Origin of the sequence: Streptomyces uncialis, assembly GCF_001905345.1 — a bacterium.
Classification (GTDB): Bacteria; Actinomycetota; Actinomycetes; order Streptomycetales; family Streptomycetaceae; genus Streptomyces; species Streptomyces uncialis.
On sequence record NZ_LFBV01000008.1, the window covers coordinates 292,951 to 311,070 of the forward strand.

At 69.3% G+C, this 18,120-nt stretch carries 14 protein-coding genes; all 14 read right to left on the reverse strand.

Features of this window, described 5'->3' with window-relative positions; all coding sequences use genetic code 11:
• Nucleotides 1-336: 336 nt before the first annotated feature.
• The 14 genes from nuoN to AB852_RS27905 are packed head-to-tail and all read right to left on the reverse strand — an operon-like array spanning nucleotide 337 to nucleotide 16,400.
• Nucleotides 337-1,986 carry an NADH-quinone oxidoreductase subunit NuoN gene (gene nuoN / locus AB852_RS27840; protein ID WP_073792955.1) on the reverse strand — a complete coding sequence of 550 codons (1,650 nt, stop codon included), beginning with the start codon at nucleotides 1,984-1,986 and terminating at the stop codon, nucleotides 337-339.
• Nucleotides 1,983-3,554: an NADH-quinone oxidoreductase subunit M gene (locus AB852_RS27845; RefSeq protein WP_073792956.1), complete on the reverse strand. Its 1,572-nt coding sequence runs from the start codon at nucleotides 3,552-3,554 to the stop codon at nucleotides 1,983-1,985. Before AB852_RS27845 ends, nuoN begins: the two co-directional genes overlap by 4 nt.
• Before the next feature lie 5 nt (nucleotides 3,555-3,559).
• On the reverse strand, nucleotides 3,560-5,458 hold the full coding sequence (gene nuoL, locus AB852_RS27850; RefSeq protein ID WP_073792957.1) for an NADH-quinone oxidoreductase subunit L: 1,899 nt from the start codon (nucleotides 5,456-5,458) through the stop codon (nucleotides 3,560-3,562).
• A gap of 14 nt (nucleotides 5,459-5,472) precedes the next feature.
• Nucleotides 5,473-5,772 (reverse strand): NADH-quinone oxidoreductase subunit NuoK, encoded by a 300-nt coding sequence (gene nuoK, locus AB852_RS27855; protein ID WP_019756142.1) that lies wholly within the window; start codon nucleotides 5,770-5,772, stop codon nucleotides 5,473-5,475.
• On the reverse strand, nucleotides 5,769-6,584 hold the full coding sequence (locus AB852_RS27860) for an NADH-quinone oxidoreductase subunit J (RefSeq protein ID WP_073792958.1): 816 nt from the start codon (nucleotides 6,582-6,584) through the stop codon (nucleotides 5,769-5,771). The genes nuoK and AB852_RS27860 overlap by 4 nt, the downstream gene beginning before the upstream one ends.
• Nucleotides 6,581-7,267 (reverse strand): NADH-quinone oxidoreductase subunit NuoI, encoded by a 687-nt coding sequence (gene nuoI, locus AB852_RS27865; RefSeq protein ID WP_073792959.1) that lies wholly within the window; start codon nucleotides 7,265-7,267, stop codon nucleotides 6,581-6,583. Before nuoI ends, AB852_RS27860 begins: the two co-directional genes overlap by 4 nt.
• Nucleotides 7,264-8,628, reverse strand: a complete 1,365-nt coding sequence (gene nuoH, locus AB852_RS27870; protein ID WP_073793091.1) for an NADH-quinone oxidoreductase subunit NuoH — start codon at nucleotides 8,626-8,628, stop codon at nucleotides 7,264-7,266. The genes nuoI and nuoH overlap by 4 nt, the downstream gene beginning before the upstream one ends.
• Nucleotides 8,629-8,639: 11 nt before the next feature.
• Nucleotides 8,640-11,150, reverse strand: a complete 2,511-nt coding sequence (locus tag AB852_RS27875) for an NADH-quinone oxidoreductase subunit G (protein WP_073792960.1) — start codon at nucleotides 11,148-11,150, stop codon at nucleotides 8,640-8,642.
• Entirely contained in the window at nucleotides 11,147-12,508 is a 1,362-nt protein-coding gene (nuoF, locus tag AB852_RS27880) for an NADH-quinone oxidoreductase subunit NuoF (protein ID WP_178391130.1), read from the reverse strand. Before nuoF ends, AB852_RS27875 begins: the two co-directional genes overlap by 4 nt.
• Nucleotides 12,505-13,401, reverse strand: a complete 897-nt coding sequence (gene nuoE, locus AB852_RS27885) for an NADH-quinone oxidoreductase subunit NuoE (protein ID WP_073792962.1) — start codon at nucleotides 13,399-13,401, stop codon at nucleotides 12,505-12,507. The genes nuoF and nuoE overlap by 4 nt, the downstream gene beginning before the upstream one ends.
• Nucleotides 13,398-14,720: an NADH-quinone oxidoreductase subunit D gene (locus tag AB852_RS27890; protein ID WP_073792963.1), complete on the reverse strand. Its 1,323-nt coding sequence runs from the start codon at nucleotides 14,718-14,720 to the stop codon at nucleotides 13,398-13,400. Before AB852_RS27890 ends, nuoE begins: the two co-directional genes overlap by 4 nt.
• Nucleotides 14,720-15,454, reverse strand: coding sequence for an NADH-quinone oxidoreductase subunit C (locus AB852_RS27895; protein ID WP_073792964.1), 735 nt, complete (start codon nucleotides 15,452-15,454; stop codon nucleotides 14,720-14,722). The genes AB852_RS27890 and AB852_RS27895 overlap by 1 nt, the downstream gene beginning before the upstream one ends.
• On the reverse strand, nucleotides 15,451-16,005 hold the full coding sequence (locus AB852_RS27900; protein ID WP_073792965.1) for a NuoB/complex I 20 kDa subunit family protein: 555 nt from the start codon (nucleotides 16,003-16,005) through the stop codon (nucleotides 15,451-15,453). The genes AB852_RS27895 and AB852_RS27900 overlap by 4 nt, the downstream gene beginning before the upstream one ends.
• Before the next feature lie 35 nt (nucleotides 16,006-16,040).
• A complete protein-coding gene (locus AB852_RS27905) occupies nucleotides 16,041-16,400 on the reverse strand; it encodes an NADH-quinone oxidoreductase subunit A (RefSeq protein WP_073792966.1) in 360 nt (119 codons plus the stop codon).
• Between the last annotated feature and the right edge of the window lie 1,720 nt (nucleotides 16,401-18,120).

Below are 18,120 nucleotides of genomic sequence, written 5' to 3' on the forward strand. Positions count from 1 at the left end.
CACAACCCCGCACCCGGTACCCGACGCCAGCGGACACCCTCCGCCCCACGGACAAACCCGCACCCGAACGACCACCGCAAGGGGCACCCCCAAAGGGGCGCGGGGAACTGCGCAAAGACGAGCACCGGCCCGCACCCGAAGAACAACGGACCAGCGCAGCATCCAGGGGCGCGGGGAACTGCGCACCCCACCGAGCGACGGCACAGGGAACAAGTACGCCCACCCGGACAGACCCCAAAGCGCAAGCGAAGGCGAAACGCGACGGCCCGGCCCCCGAAGGGACCGGGCCAGGACGGACGGCCACGCCGGCACGGATCACCCCGCCGACACGGAACGTCAGCGCACGAACACTCCCGCCTGACCGGCGAGGTCGAGGAAGTACTGGGGCGCGACACCGAGCACCAGCGTGACCACGACCCCCGTCCCGATCGCCGCGTACGTCAGCGCGGACGGCACCGCGACGGTCGGCCCCTCCGGGTTCGGCTCGCTGAAGAACATCAGCACGATCACCCGGACATAGAAGAACGCCGCGACGGCCGAGGACACGACACCGACGACGACCAGCGCCCCGGCACCGCCCTCCGCCGCCGCCTTGAACACGGCGAACTTCCCCGAGAACCCGGAGGTCAGCGGAATCCCGGCGAAGGCCAGCAGGAACACCGCGAAGACCGCCGCGACCAGCGGCGACCGCCGCCCCAGCCCCGCCCACTTCGACAGGTGCGTGGCCTCGCCGCCGGCGTCCCGTACCAGCGTGACCACGGCGAACGCGCCGATCGTCACGAAGGAGTACGCCCCGAGGTAGAACAGCACCGAGGACACGCCCTCGGGCGTCGCGGCGATGACACCCGCGAGGATGAACCCCGCGTGCGCGATCGACGAGTACGCGAGCAGCCGCTTGATGTCGGTCTGGGTGATCGCGACGATCGCCCCGCCGAGCATCGTGAGGATGGCGACGGCGTACATCACGGGCCGCCAGTCCCAGCGCAGCCCCGGGAGCACCACGTACAGCAGCCGCAGCAGCGCGCCGAAGGCCGCGACCTTGGTGGCCGCCGCCATGAACCCGGTGACGGGGGTGGGCGCGCCCTGGTAGACGTCCGGGGTCCACATATGGAACGGCACCGCGCCGACCTTGAAGAGCAGGCCCATCACGATGAGGGCGGCGCCGACGAGCAGCAGCGCGTCGTTGCCCATGGTCCCGGCGAGGGCCGGGGTGATCTTCCCGACGGTGCCGTCGACGACCTCGGCGATCCTCGCGTACGACACGGAGCCCGCGTAGCCGTAGAGCAGGGCGATGCCGAAGAGGGTGAACGCGGAGGCGAAGGCGCCGAGCAGGAAGTACTTGACGGCCGCTTCCTGCGACATGAGCCGCTTGCGCCGGGCGAGCGCGCAGAGCAGGTACAGCGGCAGGGAGAAGACCTCCAAGGCGATGAACAGCGTCAGGAGGTCGTTCGCGGCGGGGAAGACGAGCATGCCGCCGATGGCGAACAGCGCGAGCGGGAACACCTCGGTGGTGGTGAATCCGGCCTTGACCGCGGCCTTCTCGCTGTCGCTGCCGGGTACGGACGCGGCCTGCGCGGCGAACGAGTCGACCTGGTTGCCGTGTGTGGCGGGGTCGAGGCGGCGTTCGGCGAAGGTGAAGATCGCGACCAGGCCGGTCAGCAGGATGGTGCCCTGGAGGAACAGGGCGGGTCCGTCGACGGCGACGGCGCCCATCGCGACGATGCCCGCCTTGGTGGTGCCGTAGCCGCTCGCCGCGAGGGCGACGACCGCGGCGAACGCCGCGGTCAGCGCCACCACGGCGGTGAAGAGCTGGGTGTGGTAGCGCGCCTTGCGCGGGACGACGGCCTCGATGAGGATGCCGAGCACCGCGGCGGCGATGATGATCAGGATGGGCGAGAGCTGCCCGTACTCGATCTTGGGGGTGTCGATCTTGGTGACGGGTTCGGCCGCCGTTGTCCACAGGCTGTGGACGGCTGATGCGTTCACTTGGCCGCCTCCACCTCGGGCTTGGGGTCCTTCTGCTGGACGTCGGACATGGTGTGCTGGACCGCCGGGTTGACGATGTCCGTGAGCGGCTTCGGGAAGACGCCCAGGAAGATGAGCAGCGCGATCAGCGGGGCCACCACCGCGAGCTCCCGGACCCGCAGGTCGGGCATGGTGGAGACCTCGGGTTTCACGGGGCCGGTCATCGTCCGCTGGTAGAGGACGAGGACGTACAGCGCGGCCAGGACGATGCCGAGGGTCGCGATGATCCCGGCGACCGGGTACCGCGCGAAGGTGCCGACCAGGACCAGGAACTCACTGACGAAGGGCGCGAGGCCCGGCAGTGAGAGGGTCGCCAGTCCGCCGATCAGGAACGTCCCGGCGAGTACCGGGGCGACCTTCTGGACTCCTCCGTAGTCGGCGATGAGCCGCGAGCCGCGCCGGGAGATCAGGAATCCGGCGACGAGCATCAGGGCGGCCGTGGAGATGCCGTGGTTGACCATGTAGAGCGTGGCGCCGCTCTGGCCCTGCGACGTCATCGCGAAGATGCCGAGGACGATGAACCCGAAGTGCGAGATCGACGCGTAGGCGACCAGGCGCTTCATGTCGCGCTGGCCGACGGCGAGCAGCGCCCCGTAGACGATGCTGACCAAGGCGAGGACCAGCACGACCGGGGTGGCCCACTTCGACGCCTCGGGGAAGAGCCCCAGGCAGAAGCGGAGCATCGCGAACGTGCCGACCTTGTCGACGACGGCGGTGATGAGCACGGCGACCGGTGCGGTGGCCTCGCCCATCGCGTTGGGCAGCCAGGTGTGCAGCGGCCACAGCGGCGCCTTCACCGCGAACGCGAAGAAGAAGCCGAGGAACAGCAGCCGTTCGGTGTTGGTCGCCATCTCCAGCGAACCGCTGGCACGGGCGGCGGTGATCTCCTGGAGCGAGAAGCTCCCGGCGACGACGTAGAGCCCGATGACGGCGGCGAGCATGATGAGCCCGCCCGCGAGGTTGTAGAGCAGGAACTTCACGGCGGCGTACGACCGCTGGGTCGCCGCCGCCTTGTCGCCGCCCTCGTGGGCACGGTCCCCGAAGCCGCCGATGAGGAAGTACATCGGGATCAGCATGGCTTCGAAGAAGATGTAGAAGAGGAAGATGTCGGTGGCCTCGAAGGAGAGGATCACCATCGCCTCGACGGAGAGGATCAGGGCGAAGAAGCCCTGGGTGGGCCGCCAGCGGGAGTTGCTGTCCTCCAGCGGGTCGGCGTCGTGCCAGCCGGCCAGGATGATGAACGGGATCAGCAGCGCGGTGAGCCCGATGAGGACGACGGCGATGCCGTCGACGCCGAGTTCGTAGCGCACCCCGAAGTCGCTGATCCAGGAGTGCGACTCGGTGAGCTGGTAGCGGTCGCCGCCCGGCTCGAAGCGGATCATGACGATCGCGGCGAGGACCAGGGTGGCGAGGGAGAACAGCAGCGCGAGCCATTTGGCCGCGGTGCGCCGTGCGGCGGGGACGGCGGCGGTGGCGATCGCGCCGATCGCCGGGAGCGCCGCCGTCACGGTGAGCAGGGGAAAGGACATCGGTATCAGACCGCCCTCATCAGCAGGGTCGCGGCGATGAGGACAGCCACGCCGCCGAACATCGAGACCGCGTACGAGCGCGCGTAACCGTTCTGGAGGCGGCGCAGCCGGCCGGACAGACCGCCGACGGAGGCGGCCGTGCCGTTGACGACGCCGTCGACCAGGGTGTGGTCGACGTACACCAGGGAGCGGGTGAGGTGCTCGCCGCCGCGGACCAAGACGACATGGTTGAAGTCGTCCTGGAGGAGGTCGCGGCGGGCGGCGCGGGTGAGCAGGGAGCCGCGCGGGGCGACGACGGGCACGGGCCGGCGGCCGTACATGCCGTACGCGATCGCCGCGCCGACGACCAGCGCGACGACCGTGGAGATGGTGACCGTCAGGGCGCTGATCGGCGGGTGGCCGTGCTCGGTGGCGCCGGTGACGGGCTCCAGCCAGAGCTGGAAGCGGTCACCGATGCTGAACAGGGCGCCCGCGAAGACCGAGCCGAAGGCCAGGATGATCATGGGGATCGTCATGGACTTCGGGGACTCGTGGGGGTGCGGCGGGTTGCCGTCGGCGTCGGGCTGCCAGCGCTTCTCACCGAAGAACGTCATGATCATCACGCGGGTCATGTAGAACGCGGTGAGGGCGGCGCCCAGCAGGGCGACCCCGCCGAAGATCCAGCCCTCGGTGCCGCCCTTGGCGAACGCCGCCTCGATGATCTTGTCCTTGGAGAAGAAGCCGGACAGGCCCGGGAAGCCGATGATCGCGAGATACCCGAGACCGAACGTCACGAAGGTGACGGGCATGTACTTGCGCAGCCCGCCGTACTTGCGCATGTCGACCTCGTCGTTCATGCCGTGCATGACGGAACCGGCACCGAGGAACAGCCCGGCCTTGAAGAAGCCGTGCGTCACCAGGTGCATGATCGCGAAGACGTAGCCGATGGGGCCGAGGCCCGCGGCCAGCACCATGTAGCCGATCTGCGACATCGTCGAACCGGCGAGCGCCTTCTTGATGTCGTCCTTGGCGCAACCGACGATCGCACCGAACAGCAGCGTCACCGCGCCGACGATGGCGACGACGAGCTGCGCGTCCGGGGCGGCGTTGAAGATGGCGCCGGAGCGGACGATCAGATAGACACCGGCGGTCACCATCGTCGCCGCGTGGATGAGGGCCGAGACCGGGGTCGGGCCCTCCATCGCGTCGCCCAGCCAGGACTGGAGCGGCACCTGGGCCGACTTGCCGCACGCGGCGAGCAGCAGCATCAGGCCGATCGCGGTGAGCGTGCCCTCGGAGGTGTCCCCGACGGCGCCGAGGACCGGGCCGAAGGCGAACGTCCCGAAGGTGGTGAACATCAGCATGATCGCGATGGACAGTCCGATGTCACCGACCCGGTTGACCAGGAACGCCTTCTTGGCGGCGGTCGCGGCACTGGGCTTGTGCTGCCAGAACCCGATCAGGAGGTACGAGGCGAGGCCCACGCCCTCCCAGCCGAAGTACAGCAGCAGGTAGTTGTCGGCGAGGACCAGGAGCAGCATCGCCGCGAGGAAGAGGTTGAGGTAGCCGAAGAAGCGGCGGCGCCGCTCGTCGTGCTCCATGTAGCCGATCGAGTAGATGTGGATCAGGGTGCCCACACCGGTGATCAGCAGGACGAAGGTCATCGACAGCTGGTCGAGCTGGAAGGCGATGTCCGCCTGGAAGCCCTCGACGGGAATCCAGCTGAAGAGGTGCTGGTGCAGGGTCCGGTCGTCGGCGTCACGGCCGAGCAGGCCCAGGAACAGCACGGCGCCGATGACGAAGGAGGCACCGGCGAGGAGCGTGCCCAGCAGATGTCCGGCGCGGTCCAGCCGGTGGCCCCCGCACAGCAGGACCACCGCTCCGAGCAGGGGCGCCGCCACCAGCAGCGCGATCAGGTTCTCCACGGTTCCGGGTCCCCTTACAGCTTCATCAGGCTGGCGTCGTCGACCGAGGCCGAATGCCGGGAGCGGAACAGCGACACGATGATCGCGAGTCCGACCACGACCTCGGCGGCGGCGACGACCATCGTGAAGAAGGCGATGATCTGTCCGTCGAGGTTGCCGTGCATCCGGGAGAAGGCGACGAGCGCGAGGTTGCAGGCGTTCAGCATCAGCTCGATGCACATGAACACCACGATGGCGTTACGCCTGATCAGGACGCCTGTGGCACCGATGGTGAACAACAGGGCGGCGAGATACAGGTAATTGACCGGGTTCACTTCGACGCCTCCTCGGACCGGGGCCGCTCCAGGCGGTCCGTGGAACGGTCCTCGATGGCCTTGAGGTCCTCCATGGCCTTCTGGGACACGTCCCGGATCTGGCCCCGCGCGCGCAGCGTCTGGTTGACGGTCAGCTCGGACGGGGTGCCGTCGGGGAGGAGACCGGCGATGTCGACCGCGTTGTGCCGGGCGTAGACACCCGGGGCGGGCAGCGGCGGGAGATGCTTGCCCGCGCGGACCCGCTCCTCGGCCATCTCCCGCTGGGTCTTCGCCCGCTCGGTGCGCTCCCGGTGGGTGAGCACCATCGCGCCGACGGCCGCCGTGATGAGCAGCGCGCCGGTGATCTCGAAGGCGAAGACGTACTTGGTGAAGATCAGCGCGGCCAGGCCCTCGACATTGCCCCCGGCGTTGGCCTGGGCCAGCCCGGTGAACTCGGTGAGGGACGCGTTGCCGATGCCGCCGATGAGCAGCGCGCCGAAGCCGAGACCGCACAGGGCGGCCAGCCAGCGCTGGCCCTTCAGGGTCTCCTTGAGGGAGTCCGCGGCGGTCACACCGACGAGCATGACCACGAACAGGAACAGCATCATGATCGCGCCGGTGTAGACGACGATCTGGACGATGCCGAGGAAGTACGCGCCGTTGGCGAGATAGAACACCGCGAGGATGATCATGGTCCCGGCCAGGCACAGCGCGCTGTGCACGGCGCGGCGCATCAGGATCGTGCACAGGGCGCCGATCACCGCGACCGTGCCGAGCACCCAGAACTGGATCGACTCACCGGTGGACGTGGTGTAGGCGGCGAGCTGGCTCATGAGCCGCTCCGCTCGCCCAGATGGGCCGCTCCGGGACGCTGCGCCGACGGCTCCGGCACACCGCCCCGGCCCGACTCGTCGCTGTCCGGCTTCTCGCCCTTGGACACGGCCCGCTGGGGGATCGTGCCCGGCGCGGCGTGGGTGACGAGACCGCTGTAGTAGTCCTGCTCGTCGGCGCCGGGGAAGATCGAGTGCGGGCTGTCGACCATGCCCTCCTCAAGACCGGCGAGGAGCTGCTCCTTGGTGTAGATCAGGTTCGCGCGGCTGCTGTCGGCGAGCTCGAACTCGTTCGTCATCGTGAGCGCGCGGGTGGGGCACGCCTCGATGCACAGCCCGCACAGGATGCAGCGCGCGTAGTTGATCTGGTAGACGCGGCCGTAGCGCTCGCCCGGGGAGTAGCGCTCCTCCTCGGTGTTGTCGGCGCCCTCCACATAGATGGCGTCGGCCGGGCACGCCCAGGCGCACAGCTCGCAGCCGACGCACTTCTCCAGCCCGTCGGGGTGACGGTTGAGCTGGTGGCGGCCGTGGAAGCGGGGGGCCGTGGTCTTCGGCTGCTCGGGGTACTGCTCGGTGAGCCGCTTCTTGAACATGGCCTTGAAGGTCACACCGAAGCCCGCGACCGGGTTCTGGAACCCCTGCTTCGCCGCGTCCGTCCCGCCGGGCTCCTTGGATCGCTCAGTCATTCGGACGCCTCCTTTCCGTCAACAGCTCCGTCACTCGCAGTATCCGGCCCGCCACTGACAATCAGCTCGCGCTCCCGGCGGGGACGCCTGCGGGGCACCGCGGGAGCCTCCTGACCGGGCAGCGGCGGTACGGGGAACCCGCCGGCCATCGGGTCGAACGCCACCGGGTCCACGACCTGTTCGGCGGCGGCCCGGGCCCGTCCTCTGTCGCGGTAGATGTCCACGACGACGGACAGCAGCAGCAACGCGAGGACACCGCCGCCGACGTACAGCGCGATGTCGGCGAAGTCGTAGTTCTCGTTGCGCAGGGTCCGCACGGTGGCGACGAGCATCAGCCACACCACCGAGACCGGGATGAGGACCTTCCAGCCGAGCTTCATCAGCTGGTCGTAACGCACCCGGGGCAGGGTGCCGCGCAGCCAGATGAAGAAGAACAACAGCAACTGCACCTTGACGATGAACCAGAGCATCGGCCACCAGCCCTGGTTCGCCCCCTCCCAGAAGGTGCTGATGGGGTAGGGGGCCCGCCAGCCGCCCAGGAACAGCGTCACCGACACCGCCGACACCGTCACCATGTTCACGTACTCGGCGAGCATGAACAGCGCGAACTTGATGGACGAGTACTCGGTGTTGAAGCCGCCCACCAGGTCGCCCTCGGACTCCGGCATGTCGAACGGGGCCCGGTTGGTCTCCCCGACCATCGTCACGATGTAGATCAGGAACGACACCGGCAGCAGGATCACGTACCAGCGGTCGGCCTGCGCCTCCACGATCGCGGAGGTCGACATCGAACCGGAGTACAGGAACACCGACGCGAACGCGGCGCCCATCGCGATCTCGTACGAGATCATCTGCGCGCACGAGCGGAGCCCGCCGAGCAGCGGATACGTCGAACCGGAGCTCCAGCCCGCCAGCACGATGCCGTAGATCCCGACCGAGGCGACCGCGAGGATGTACAGCATCGCGATCGGCAGGTCGGTCAGCTGCATCGTGGTGCGCTGGCCGAAGATGGAGACCTGGTTGTCGGCGGGACCGAACGGGATCACCGCGATCGCCATGAACGCGGGGATCGCCGCCACGACCGGCGCGAGGACGTAGACCACCTTGTCCGCGCGTTTGACGATGATGTCTTCCTTGAGCATCAGCTTGATGCCGTCGGCCAGCGACTGGAGCATGCCCCAGGGGCCGTGCCGGTTGGGACCGATCCGCAGCTGCATCCAGGCGACGACCTTGCGTTCCCACACGATCGAGAACAGCACGGTCACCATCAGGAACGCGAAGCAGAACACCGCCTTGATCAGCACGAGCCACCAGGGGTCCCGGCCGAACATCGACAGGTCCTCCAGGGCGAGCGGTGTCAGAGTCGAGGGCGTCATGACTCCACCTCCGTGGCCTCCTGTGACACCGGCTCCACCGCCGGACCGATACGGACGAGTTCGCCGGGACGCGCTCCGGTGTCACCGGTGACACCCGCGCCCGCCGAGTTCAGCGGCAGCCACACCACCCGGTCCGGCATCCGGGTCACCCGCAGCACAAGCGCCGTGCTCCCGGCGGGACCCGTCACCGCGAGGACGTCGCCGTCCTTGACGCCCGCCTCGGCCGCCGTCGTCGCCGACAGCCGGGCGACGGCGGGATGCCGGGTCCCGGCCAGGGCGTCGTCGCCGTCCTGGAGACGTCCCTGGTCCAGCAGCAGCCGGTGCCCGGCGAGGACCGCCTCCCCGGCGGCCGGTCGCGGCAGGGCCGTCCCCGACTCCAGGGGGTCGCCCGCGCGCGGGCCGTCCCAGCCGCCGAGGCGGTCCAGCTCCCCGCGCAGGGTGCGCAGATCCGGCAGACCCAGATGGACGTCCATCGCGTCGGCCAGCATCTGGAGCACCCGCGCGTCGGTCGGCGCGACCCGCCGCGTCATCTGCTCGGGCTTCAGCGCCGCCTCGAACGGACGGCCCCGGCCCTCCCAGTTGAGGAACGTGCCCGCCTTCTCCGCGACCGCGGCGACCGGCAGGACCACGTCCGCGCGGTCCGTGACCTCGCTGGGCCGCAGCTCCAGGGAGACCACGAAGCCCGCCCCGTCGAGCGCGCCGCGCGCGCGCGTGGGGTCCGGCAGATCCGCGACCTCGACCCCGCCCACCAGGAGCGCGCCGAGCAGACCACCGGCGGCGGCCTCCACGATCTCCCCGGTGTCACGGCCGTAACGGTGCGGGAGTTCGGCGACCCCCCAGGCGACGGCGATCTCCTGCCGCGCGCGCGGGTCGGTCGCCGGACGGCCGCCCGGCAGCAGCGACGGCAGCGCGCCCGCCTCGATCGCGCCCCGCTCACCGGAGCGGCGCGGAATCCACACCAGCCGCGCGCCGGTCGCGGTCGCGGCCCGCACGGCGGCCGTCAGACCGCCCCGCACGGCGGCGAGACGCTCCCCGACCACCAGCACGGACCCTTCGGCGCGCAGCGCCTCCGCGGCCCGCTCACCGCCCGCCTCCAGACCGACCCCGCTCGCGAGCGCGTCCAGCCACTCGGTCTCGGTGCCGGGCGCGGCGGGCAGCAGCGTGCCGCCGGCCTTCTTCAGACCCCGGCTGGCGTGCGTGGCGAGCGCGAACACCTGCTGTCCGTGGGTGCGCCACGCCTTGCGCAGCCGCAGGAACACCCCGGGCGCCTCCTCCTCGGCCTCGAAGCCGACGAGGAGCACGGCGGGCGCCTGTTCCAGCGTGCGGTAGGTGACACCGTCGCCGTCGAGGTCCCGGCCGTGGCCCGCGACCCGGGCGGCCAGGAAGTCGGCCTCCTCGGCGCTGTGCACGCGCGCGCGGAAGTCGATGTCGTTGGTGTCGAGCGCCACGCGCGCGAACTTGCTGTACGCGTAGGCGTCCTCGACGGTCAGCCGGCCACCGGTCAGCACACCGGTACGGCCACGGGCGGCGGCGAGCCCGCGGGCCGCCGCGTCCAGTGCCTCGGGCCAGCTCGCGGGCTCCAGCTCACCCGACGCGGCGTCGCGCACCAGCGGCTGCTGGAGCCGGTCGGGGCGCTGCGCGTAGCGGAACCCGAAGCGGCCCTTGTCGCACATCCACTCCTCGTTGACCTCGGGGTCGTCCGCCGCGAGACGGCGCATGACCTTGCCGCGCCGGTGGTCGGTGCGGGTGGCGCAGCCGCCGGAGCAGTGCTCGCACACGCTCGGCGACGACACCAGGTCGAAGGGCCGGGAGCGGAACCGGTACGCCGCCGAGGTCAGCGCGCCCACCGGGCAGATCTGGATGGTGTTCCCGGAGAAGTACGACTCGAAGGGGTCGCCCTCGCCGGTGCCGACCTGCTGGAGGGCGCCGCGCTCGATCAGCTCGATCATCGGGTCGCCCGCGATCTGGTTGCTGAAGCGGGTGCAGCGCGCGCACAGCACACAGCGCTCACGGTCGAGGAGCACCTGGGTGGAGATCGGTACGGGCTTCTCGAAGGTGCGCTTCCTCCCCTCGAAGCGGGAGTCCGCCGAACCGACCGCCATGGCCTGGTTCTGGAGCGGGCACTCGCCGCCCTTGTCGCAGACCGGGCAGTCCAGCGGGTGGTTGATGAGCAGCAGCTCCATCACCCCGCGCTGGGCCTTCTCGGCGACGGGCGAGGTGATCTGGGTCTTCACGACCATGCCGTCGGTGCAGGTGATCGTGCAGGACGCCATCGGCTTGCGCTGGCCCTCCACCTCGACGATGCACTGGCGGCAGGCGCCCGCGGGGTCGAGGAGGGGGTGGTCGCAGAAGCGGGGGATCTCGATGCCGAGCAGTTCGGCGGCACGGATCACCAGGGTGCCCTTGGGCACGCTGATGCCGACGCCGTCGATCGTCAGGGACACGAGGTCCTCGGGCGGGACCGCCGCCCCCGAGCTCCCGGAGGGAGCGCCAGTGGTGACCGTCATGCGTTCACCTCCGTGGTGTCGGCGGGGTTGTCGGCCCAGGCGGTGGACCGGGCCGGGTCGAACGGGCAGCCACGACCGGTGATGTGCTGCTCGTACTCGTCACGGAAGTACTGGAGCGAGGAGAAGATCGGCGACGCGGCTCCGTCGCCGAGGGCGCAGAAGGACTTTCCGTTGATGTTGTCGGCGATGTCGTTGAGCTTGTCGAGATCGCTCATGACGCCCTTGCCGGCCTCGATGTCCCGCATCAACTGGACGAGCCAGTAGGTGCCTTCACGGCAGGGGGTGCACTTGCCGCAGGACTCGTGGGCGTAGAACTCGGTCCAGCGGGTGACGGCCCGCACCACGCAGGTCGTCTCGTCGAAGCACTGGAGCGCCTTGGTGCCGAGCATCGACCCGGCGGCGGCGACACCCTCGTAGTCGAGGGGGACGTCCAGGTGCTCGTCGGTGAGCAGCGGGGTCGAGGAGCCGCCGGGGGTCCAGAACTTGAGGCGGTGGCCGGGGCGCATCCCGCCGCTCATGTCGAGCAGCTGGCGCAGGGTGATCCCGAGCGGTGCCTCGTACTGGCCGGGGCCCGCGACATGGCCGCTGAGCGAGTACAGCGTGAAGCCCGGGGACTTCTCGCTGCCGAGCGAGCGGAACCAGTCCTTGCCCCGGTGCAGGATCGCGGGAACCGAAGCGATGGACTCGACGTTGTTCACCACAGTGGGGCACGCGTAGAGGCCCGCGACGGCCGGGAAGGGAGGACGCAGTCGCGGCTGACCGCGGCGGCCTTCGAGCGAGTCGAGCAGCGCGGTCTCCTCGCCGCAGATGTACGCGCCGGCGCCGGCGTGGACGACGAGGTCGAGGTCCAGTCCGCTGCCGAGGATGTCCTTGCCGAGATAGCCCGCGTCGTACGCCTCACGCACGGCCTCGTGCAGTCTGCGCAGCACGGGGACGACCTCACCGCGCAGATAGATGAACGCGTGCTGCGAGCGGATGGCGTAGCAGGCGATGACGATGCCCTCGATGAGGGAATGCGGGTTGGCGAAGAGGAGCGGGATGTCCTTGCAGGTCCCGGGCTCCGATTCATCGGCGTTGACCACCAGGTAGTGGGGTTTGCCGTCGCCCTGGGGGATGAACTGCCACTTCATGCCCGTGGGGAAGCCCGCGCCGCCCCGGCCGCGCAGGCCGGATTCCTTGACGTAGGCGATGAGTTCGTCCGGTGACATGGCGAGGGCCTTGCGCAGTCCCTCGTACCCGTCGTGCCGCCGGTAGACGTCCAGGGACCAGGAGTTCTCCTCGTCCCAGAAGGCCGACAGGACCGGTGAGAGCAGTTTCTCCGGATTGTGGTGGCTGATCTCCGGCGCCAACGTCATCACTCCCCCTCCTCGGTGATGCCGGGGTCCCCGGCATTCCCGGTGACCGGACCCGACGGATGGGACGGGTCGGACGCCGAGGTGTCCTGCGGTGCGTCGTGCGAGCTGAGGTGCTCGGCGGCGCGGGTACGGCCCTCCGGGGCCCGGTCGTCGGCGGTCCGGCCGCCCGGTCCGCCGGTGCGCGGTGAGACGACCTTCGCGGTGGGCTCGCCCTTGGCCAGCCGCAGCCCGATGAGGGACGCGGGTCCGGCGCCGCCGGTCGCCTCGACGGCTCCGGGGCGCTCGTCGGGGAAGCCCGCGAGGATGCGGGAGGTCTCCTTGAAGCTGCACAGCGGCGCCCCGCGCGTGGGTTCCACGGTGGCGCCCGCGCGCAGGTCGTCGACGAGGCGGATCGCGGAGCCGGGGGTCTGGTTGTCGAAGAACTCCCAGTTCACCATCACCACGGGCGCGAAGTCGCAGGCCGCGTTGCACTCGATGTGTTCGAGGGTGACCTTGCCGTCCTCGGTGGTCTCGCCGTTGCCGACACCCAGATGTTCCTTGAGGGTGTCGAAGATGGCGTCACCGCCCATGACGGCGCACAGCGTGTTGGTGCACACGCCGACCTGGTACTCCCCGCCCGGCTTGCGCCGGTACATCGAGTAGAAGGTGGCGACGGCGGTGACCTCGGCCGTCGTCAGTTCCAGGACCTCCGCGCAGAACCGCACCCCGGTCCGGGTGACATGGCCCTCCTCGCCCTGGACGAGGTGCAGCAGCGGCAGCAGTGCCGAGCGGGAGTCCGGGTAGCGGGAGATCAGCTCCCCGGCGTCCGCCTCCAGCCGGGCACGGACGTCGGCCGGGTAGTCGGGGGCGGGGAGCTGGGGCATCCCGAGGCTCACCTCGGAAGGTGTGGCGCTCACCGGTCGACGCCTCCCATCACGGGGTCGATGGACGCGACAGCGACGATGACGTCGGCGACCTGGCCGCCCTCGCACATCGCCGCCATGGCCTGGAGGTTGGTGAACGACGGGTCGCGGAAGTGCACCCGGAACGGGCGGGTACCGCCGTCGGACACGGCGTGCACCCCGAGTTCGCCCTTGGGGGACTCGACGGCGGCGTACACCTGGCCGGCGGGGACCCGGAAGCCCTCGGTCACCAGCTTGAAGTGGTGGATCAGGGCCTCCATGGAGGTGCCCATGATCTTCTTGATGTGGTCGAGCGAGTTGCCGAGTCCGTCGGGCCCCTGCGCGAGCTGCGCGGGCCAGGCGATCTTCTTGTCGGCGACCATCACCGGACCGGGCTCCAGCCGGTCCAGACACTGCTCGACGATGCGCAGCGACTGGCGCATCTCCTCCAGCCGGATCAGGAAGCGTCCGTAGGAGTCGCAGGTGTCGGTGGTCGGGACCTCGAAGTCGTAGGTCTCGTACCCGCAGTAGGGCTGCGTCTTGCGCAGGTCGTGCGGGAGTCCGGCGGAGCGCAGCACGGGCCCGGTGGCGCCGAGGGCCATGCAGCCGGTGAGGTCGAGATGTCCCACGTCCTGCATACGGGCCTTGAAGATGGGGTTCCCCGTGGCGAGCTTGTCGTACTCGGGGAGGTTCTTCTTCATCGTCTTGACGAAGTCCCGCATCTGCTGGACCGCGCCGGGCGGCAGGTCCTGGGAGAGTCCGCCGGGCCGGATGTACGCGTGGTTCATCCGCAGACCGGTGATCAACTCGAACAGGTCCAGGATGAGTTCCCGGTCCCGGAAGCCGTAGATCATGATCGTGGTGGCGCCGAGTTCCATCCCGCCGGTGGCGATGCACACCAGGTGCGACGACAGCCGGTTGAGCTCCATCAGGAGCACCCGGACGATCGTCGCCCGGTCGGGGATCTCGTCCTCGATACCGAGCAGCCGCTCCACGGCGAGGCAGTAGGCGGCCTCGTTGAAGAACGGCGTCAGATAGTCCATCCGGGTCACGAAGGTCGTGCCCTGGGTCCAGGTCCGGTATTCGAGGTTCTTCTCGATCCCGGTGTGGAGGTAGCCGATCCCGCAGCGGGCCTCGGTGACCGTCTCGCCGTCGATCTCCAGGATCAGCCGGAGCACCCCGTGGGTGGAGGGGTGCTGGGGGCCCATGTTGACGATGATGCGCTCGTCGTCCGCCTTGGCCGCCGTCTGGACGACTTCGTCCCAGTCGCCGCCGGTGACCGTGTAGACGGTGCCCTCGGTGGTTTCCCTGGGAAACGCAGATGAAGTGGTCATCAGGAGTACGACCTCCGCTGGTCGGGAGCCGGGATCTGGGCGCCCTTGTACTCGACGGGGATACCGCCCAGGGGGTAGTCCTTGCGCTGCGGGAAGCCCTGCCAGTCGTCCGGCATCATGATCCGGGTGAGCGCGGGATGGCCGTCGAAGACGATCCCGAAGAAGTCGTACGTCTCACGCTCGTGCCAGTCGTTGGTCGGGTAGACCCGCACCAGCGAGGGGATGTGCGGGTCGCTGTCAGGGGCACAGACCTCCACCCGGATCAGCCGGTTGTGGGTGATCGACCGCAGGTGGTAGACGGCGTGCAGCTCACGGCCCTTGTCGCTGGGGTAGTGCACCCCGCTGACCCCGGTGCACAGTTCGAAGCGGAGCGCCGGGTCGTCGCGCAGGGTCTGCGCGACGCGCACCAGGTAGCCGCGTTCGACGTGGAAGGTCAGTTCGTCCCGGTCGACCACGGTCTTCTCGATCGCGTTCTCCGGGACGAGACCCTGTTCCTCCAGGGCCCCTTCCAGCTCGTCGGCGACCTCGTCGAACCAGCCGCCGTACGGGCGGACCGCCGCGCCCGGCAGCCGCACGGAGCGCACCAGCCCGCCGAAGCCGGAGGTGTCACCGCCGCCCGAGGCGCCGAACATGCCGCGCTGGACGCGGATCTCCTCGCCGTGGTCGCCGCGCTGCCCCGGCAGGTTCTGTTCGTTGAGGTCCCGGTCGGGGTTCACGCCATTGCCCTCGCTCATCGCAGCAGCCCCTTCATCTCGATGGTGGGGAGCGCCTTGAGCGCCGCCTCCTCCGCCTCGCGGGCCGCTTCCTCGGCGTTCACGCCGAGCTTGGAGCTCTGGATCTTCTGGTGGAGCTTGAGGATCGCGTCCAACAGCATCTCGGGCCGCGGCGGGCAGCCGGGGAGATAGATGTCGACGGGGACGACGTGGTCGACGCCCTGGACGATCGCGTAGTTGTTGAACATGCCGCCCGAGGACGCGCAGACGCCCATCGAGATGACCCACTTGGGGTTCGGCATCTGGTCGTAGACCTGCCGCAGTACCGGCGCCATCTTCTGACTGACCCGTCCGGCGACGATCATGAGGTCGGCCTGGCGCGGTGAACCGCGGAAGACCTCCATGCCGAAGCGGGCGAGGTCGTAGCGACCCGCGCCCGTCGTCATCATCTCGATCGCGCAGCACGCGAGGCCGAAGGTGGCGGGAAAGACGGACGCCTTGCGCACCCAGCCCGCGGCCTGTTCGACGGTGGTCAGCAGAAAACCGCTCGGCAGCTTCTCTTCGAGTCCCATTGGTGGCCCCTAGACCCTTCTGTCCCTCGCGGGTTTCAGTCCCATTCCAGGCCGCCGCGCCGCCATACGTACGCGTACGCGACGAAGACGGTGAGCACGAAGAGCAGCATCTCCACGAGCCCGAACAACCCGAGGGCGTCGAAACTGACGGCCCAGGGGTAGAGGAAGACGATCTCGATATCGAAGATGATGAAGAGCATCGCCGTGAGGTAGTACTTGATCGGGAACCGTCCGCCGCCCGCAGGCGTTGGTGTCGGCTCGATCCCGCATTCATACGCTTCGAGCTTCGCTCGGTTGTAACGCTTTGGACCGATAAGCGTGGCCATGACCACGGAGAAGATCGCAAAGCCTGCCCCGAGGGCTCCCAGTACGAGGATGGGCGCATAAGCGTTCACCGCTCCTCGCTCCCTTCAGTCGGCACTGACTGCTTCGGCGGTCCCCCCGCGGCCTCGGGGCCGGGGAGGCGTCGAACCCGTCACCCGCCCCACCCGTCCCATGAGCCCCACGGAACTCCTCGGTTCCGTGCGCCTCATGAGCCTCACCGGCCTTGGGGGGCGCTCCGCAGCCCTCGCGGATCGGTTCCCAAGATCGTGTTCATGTGAAGCAGGTCACAAGCCCAACTGCCGTGCATCCTATGCCTGCGGGTCTGTGATCTGCGACACGGGGTCCATGATCGCCTTTGTGATCTCCACCACCCGGCGAAGGATCACCAAGCCGGATGAGGGGTGATCTTCGTACGCGAAGCGGTGGGGTGGTTACGAGACGTGACAAGTTGCCTCGTCGGTGCAGGTGGGAGGGCGTTTGCAATATCAAGGAGCGGGCGCGTGCAGCAAATTCGCGTTGGACGCGGGGCGCTGATAGTGGAGCGTTCACACCTCGCCGGCGGGGCTGTGGGGTGTGGACGGGGGTGAGGTGCGTGTGGACGGGGGTGGGAGTGCGTGCCCGTTTTCACGATCCGCCTTCGCTTGGGCTTTCGAGGTCTGCCCGGGCGGGCGTACTTCGGTGCTGTGCCGTCGCTCGGTGGTTTCGCGGTTCCCCGCGGGTCGCCTTCGCTTGCGCTTCCTAGGTCCGTCCGGCTGGGCGTACTTCGGTGCTGTGCCGTCGCTCGTGGGTTTTGCGCAGTTCCCCGCGGGTCGCCTTCGCTTGCGCTTCCCAGGTCCGTCCGGCTGGGCGTACTTCGTTGCTGTGCCGTCGCTCGGTGGTTCTGCGCAGTTCCCCGCGCCCCTTTGGGGCGCGTTCTGTTTGTTCTTCGGGTCGGGGCCGGTCGGGATTCTCCGTCCTCGCTCCAACGCGCTCGGTCGGACGCTCCCCTTGCCCTGCTGAAGAGCATCGGAGTCTGCGGGCAGAGATTCCCGCCCACCCCCTCCCGCAGCAACGCGACTGCGCGAGGAGAGGGGTGCCCCGTCAGGGGCGCGGGGAACTGCGCGAGAACGAGGGCGAGCCGCACCTGAAGAAGCGACCGCAAGAGGGCAGCACTTAAGGGGCGCGGGGAACTGCGCGAAACCACCGAGCGACGGCACCGGGAACAACTACGCCCAGCCGGACAGACCTGGCAAGCGCGAGCGAAGGGCGAGCGAAGGGCGACCTGCGGGGAACTGCGCAAGAACGAGGGCGACCCGCACCCGAAGAAGCGACCGTGATGGGGCAGCACCTCAGGGGCGCGGGGAACTGCGCGAGCAACCACGGGCCATCCGCACTCGCACGGGAACCGCAAGGGGCGCGACCTCAGGGGCGCGGGGAACTGCGCACCCACCGAGCGACGGCACCGGGAACAAATGCGCCCAGCCGGACAGACCTGGGAAGCGCGAGCGAAGGGCGACCCGCGGGGAACTGCGCACCCGACGAGTGGCCTGTGGGGGGGGGACAAGTACGTCCAGTGGTGGGACCTCGAAAGCGCGAGCGAAGGCGTGACGCTGTGTCAGGTTTCGTATCGCATTTTTTGGCGCAGACTTCTACAAAAGGTCCCATTGGGCGCTAACCGCCCGTAGCGATATCCCCTCGTGACCTCCGCCACACCGGCGGGGCCGGGGGAATTGCCGGGCTTGGCCAACCGTATCGATGGGTGGTAGGTGCGGGGCAATACGGACGTAACCACGAAAAGCCGTGATCACACGC

Excerpts from the sequence above, each read along its gene's own strand:
- AB852_RS27845 (WP_073792956.1), bottom strand. The coding sequence starts at position 3,554 with ATGTCCTTTCCCCTGCTCACCGTGACGGCGGCGCTCCCGGCGATCGGC.
- AB852_RS27895 (WP_073792964.1), bottom strand. The coding sequence starts at position 15,454 with ATGAGCGAGGGCAATGGCGTGAACCCCGACCGGGACCTCAACGAACAG.
- AB852_RS27860 (WP_073792958.1), bottom strand. The coding sequence starts at position 6,584 with ATGAGCCAGCTCGCCGCCTACACCACGTCCACCGGTGAGTCGATCCAG.
- AB852_RS27875 (WP_073792960.1), bottom strand. The coding sequence starts at position 11,150 with ATGACGGTCACCACTGGCGCTCCCTCCGGGAGCTCGGGGGCGGCGGTC.
- AB852_RS27890 (WP_073792963.1), bottom strand. The coding sequence starts at position 14,720 with ATGACCACTTCATCTGCGTTTCCCAGGGAAACCACCGAGGGCACCGTC.
- nuoI (WP_073792959.1), bottom strand. The coding sequence starts at position 7,267 with ATGACTGAGCGATCCAAGGAGCCCGGCGGGACGGACGCGGCGAAGCAG.
- AB852_RS27900 (WP_073792965.1), bottom strand. The coding sequence starts at position 16,005 with ATGGGACTCGAAGAGAAGCTGCCGAGCGGTTTTCTGCTGACCACCGTC.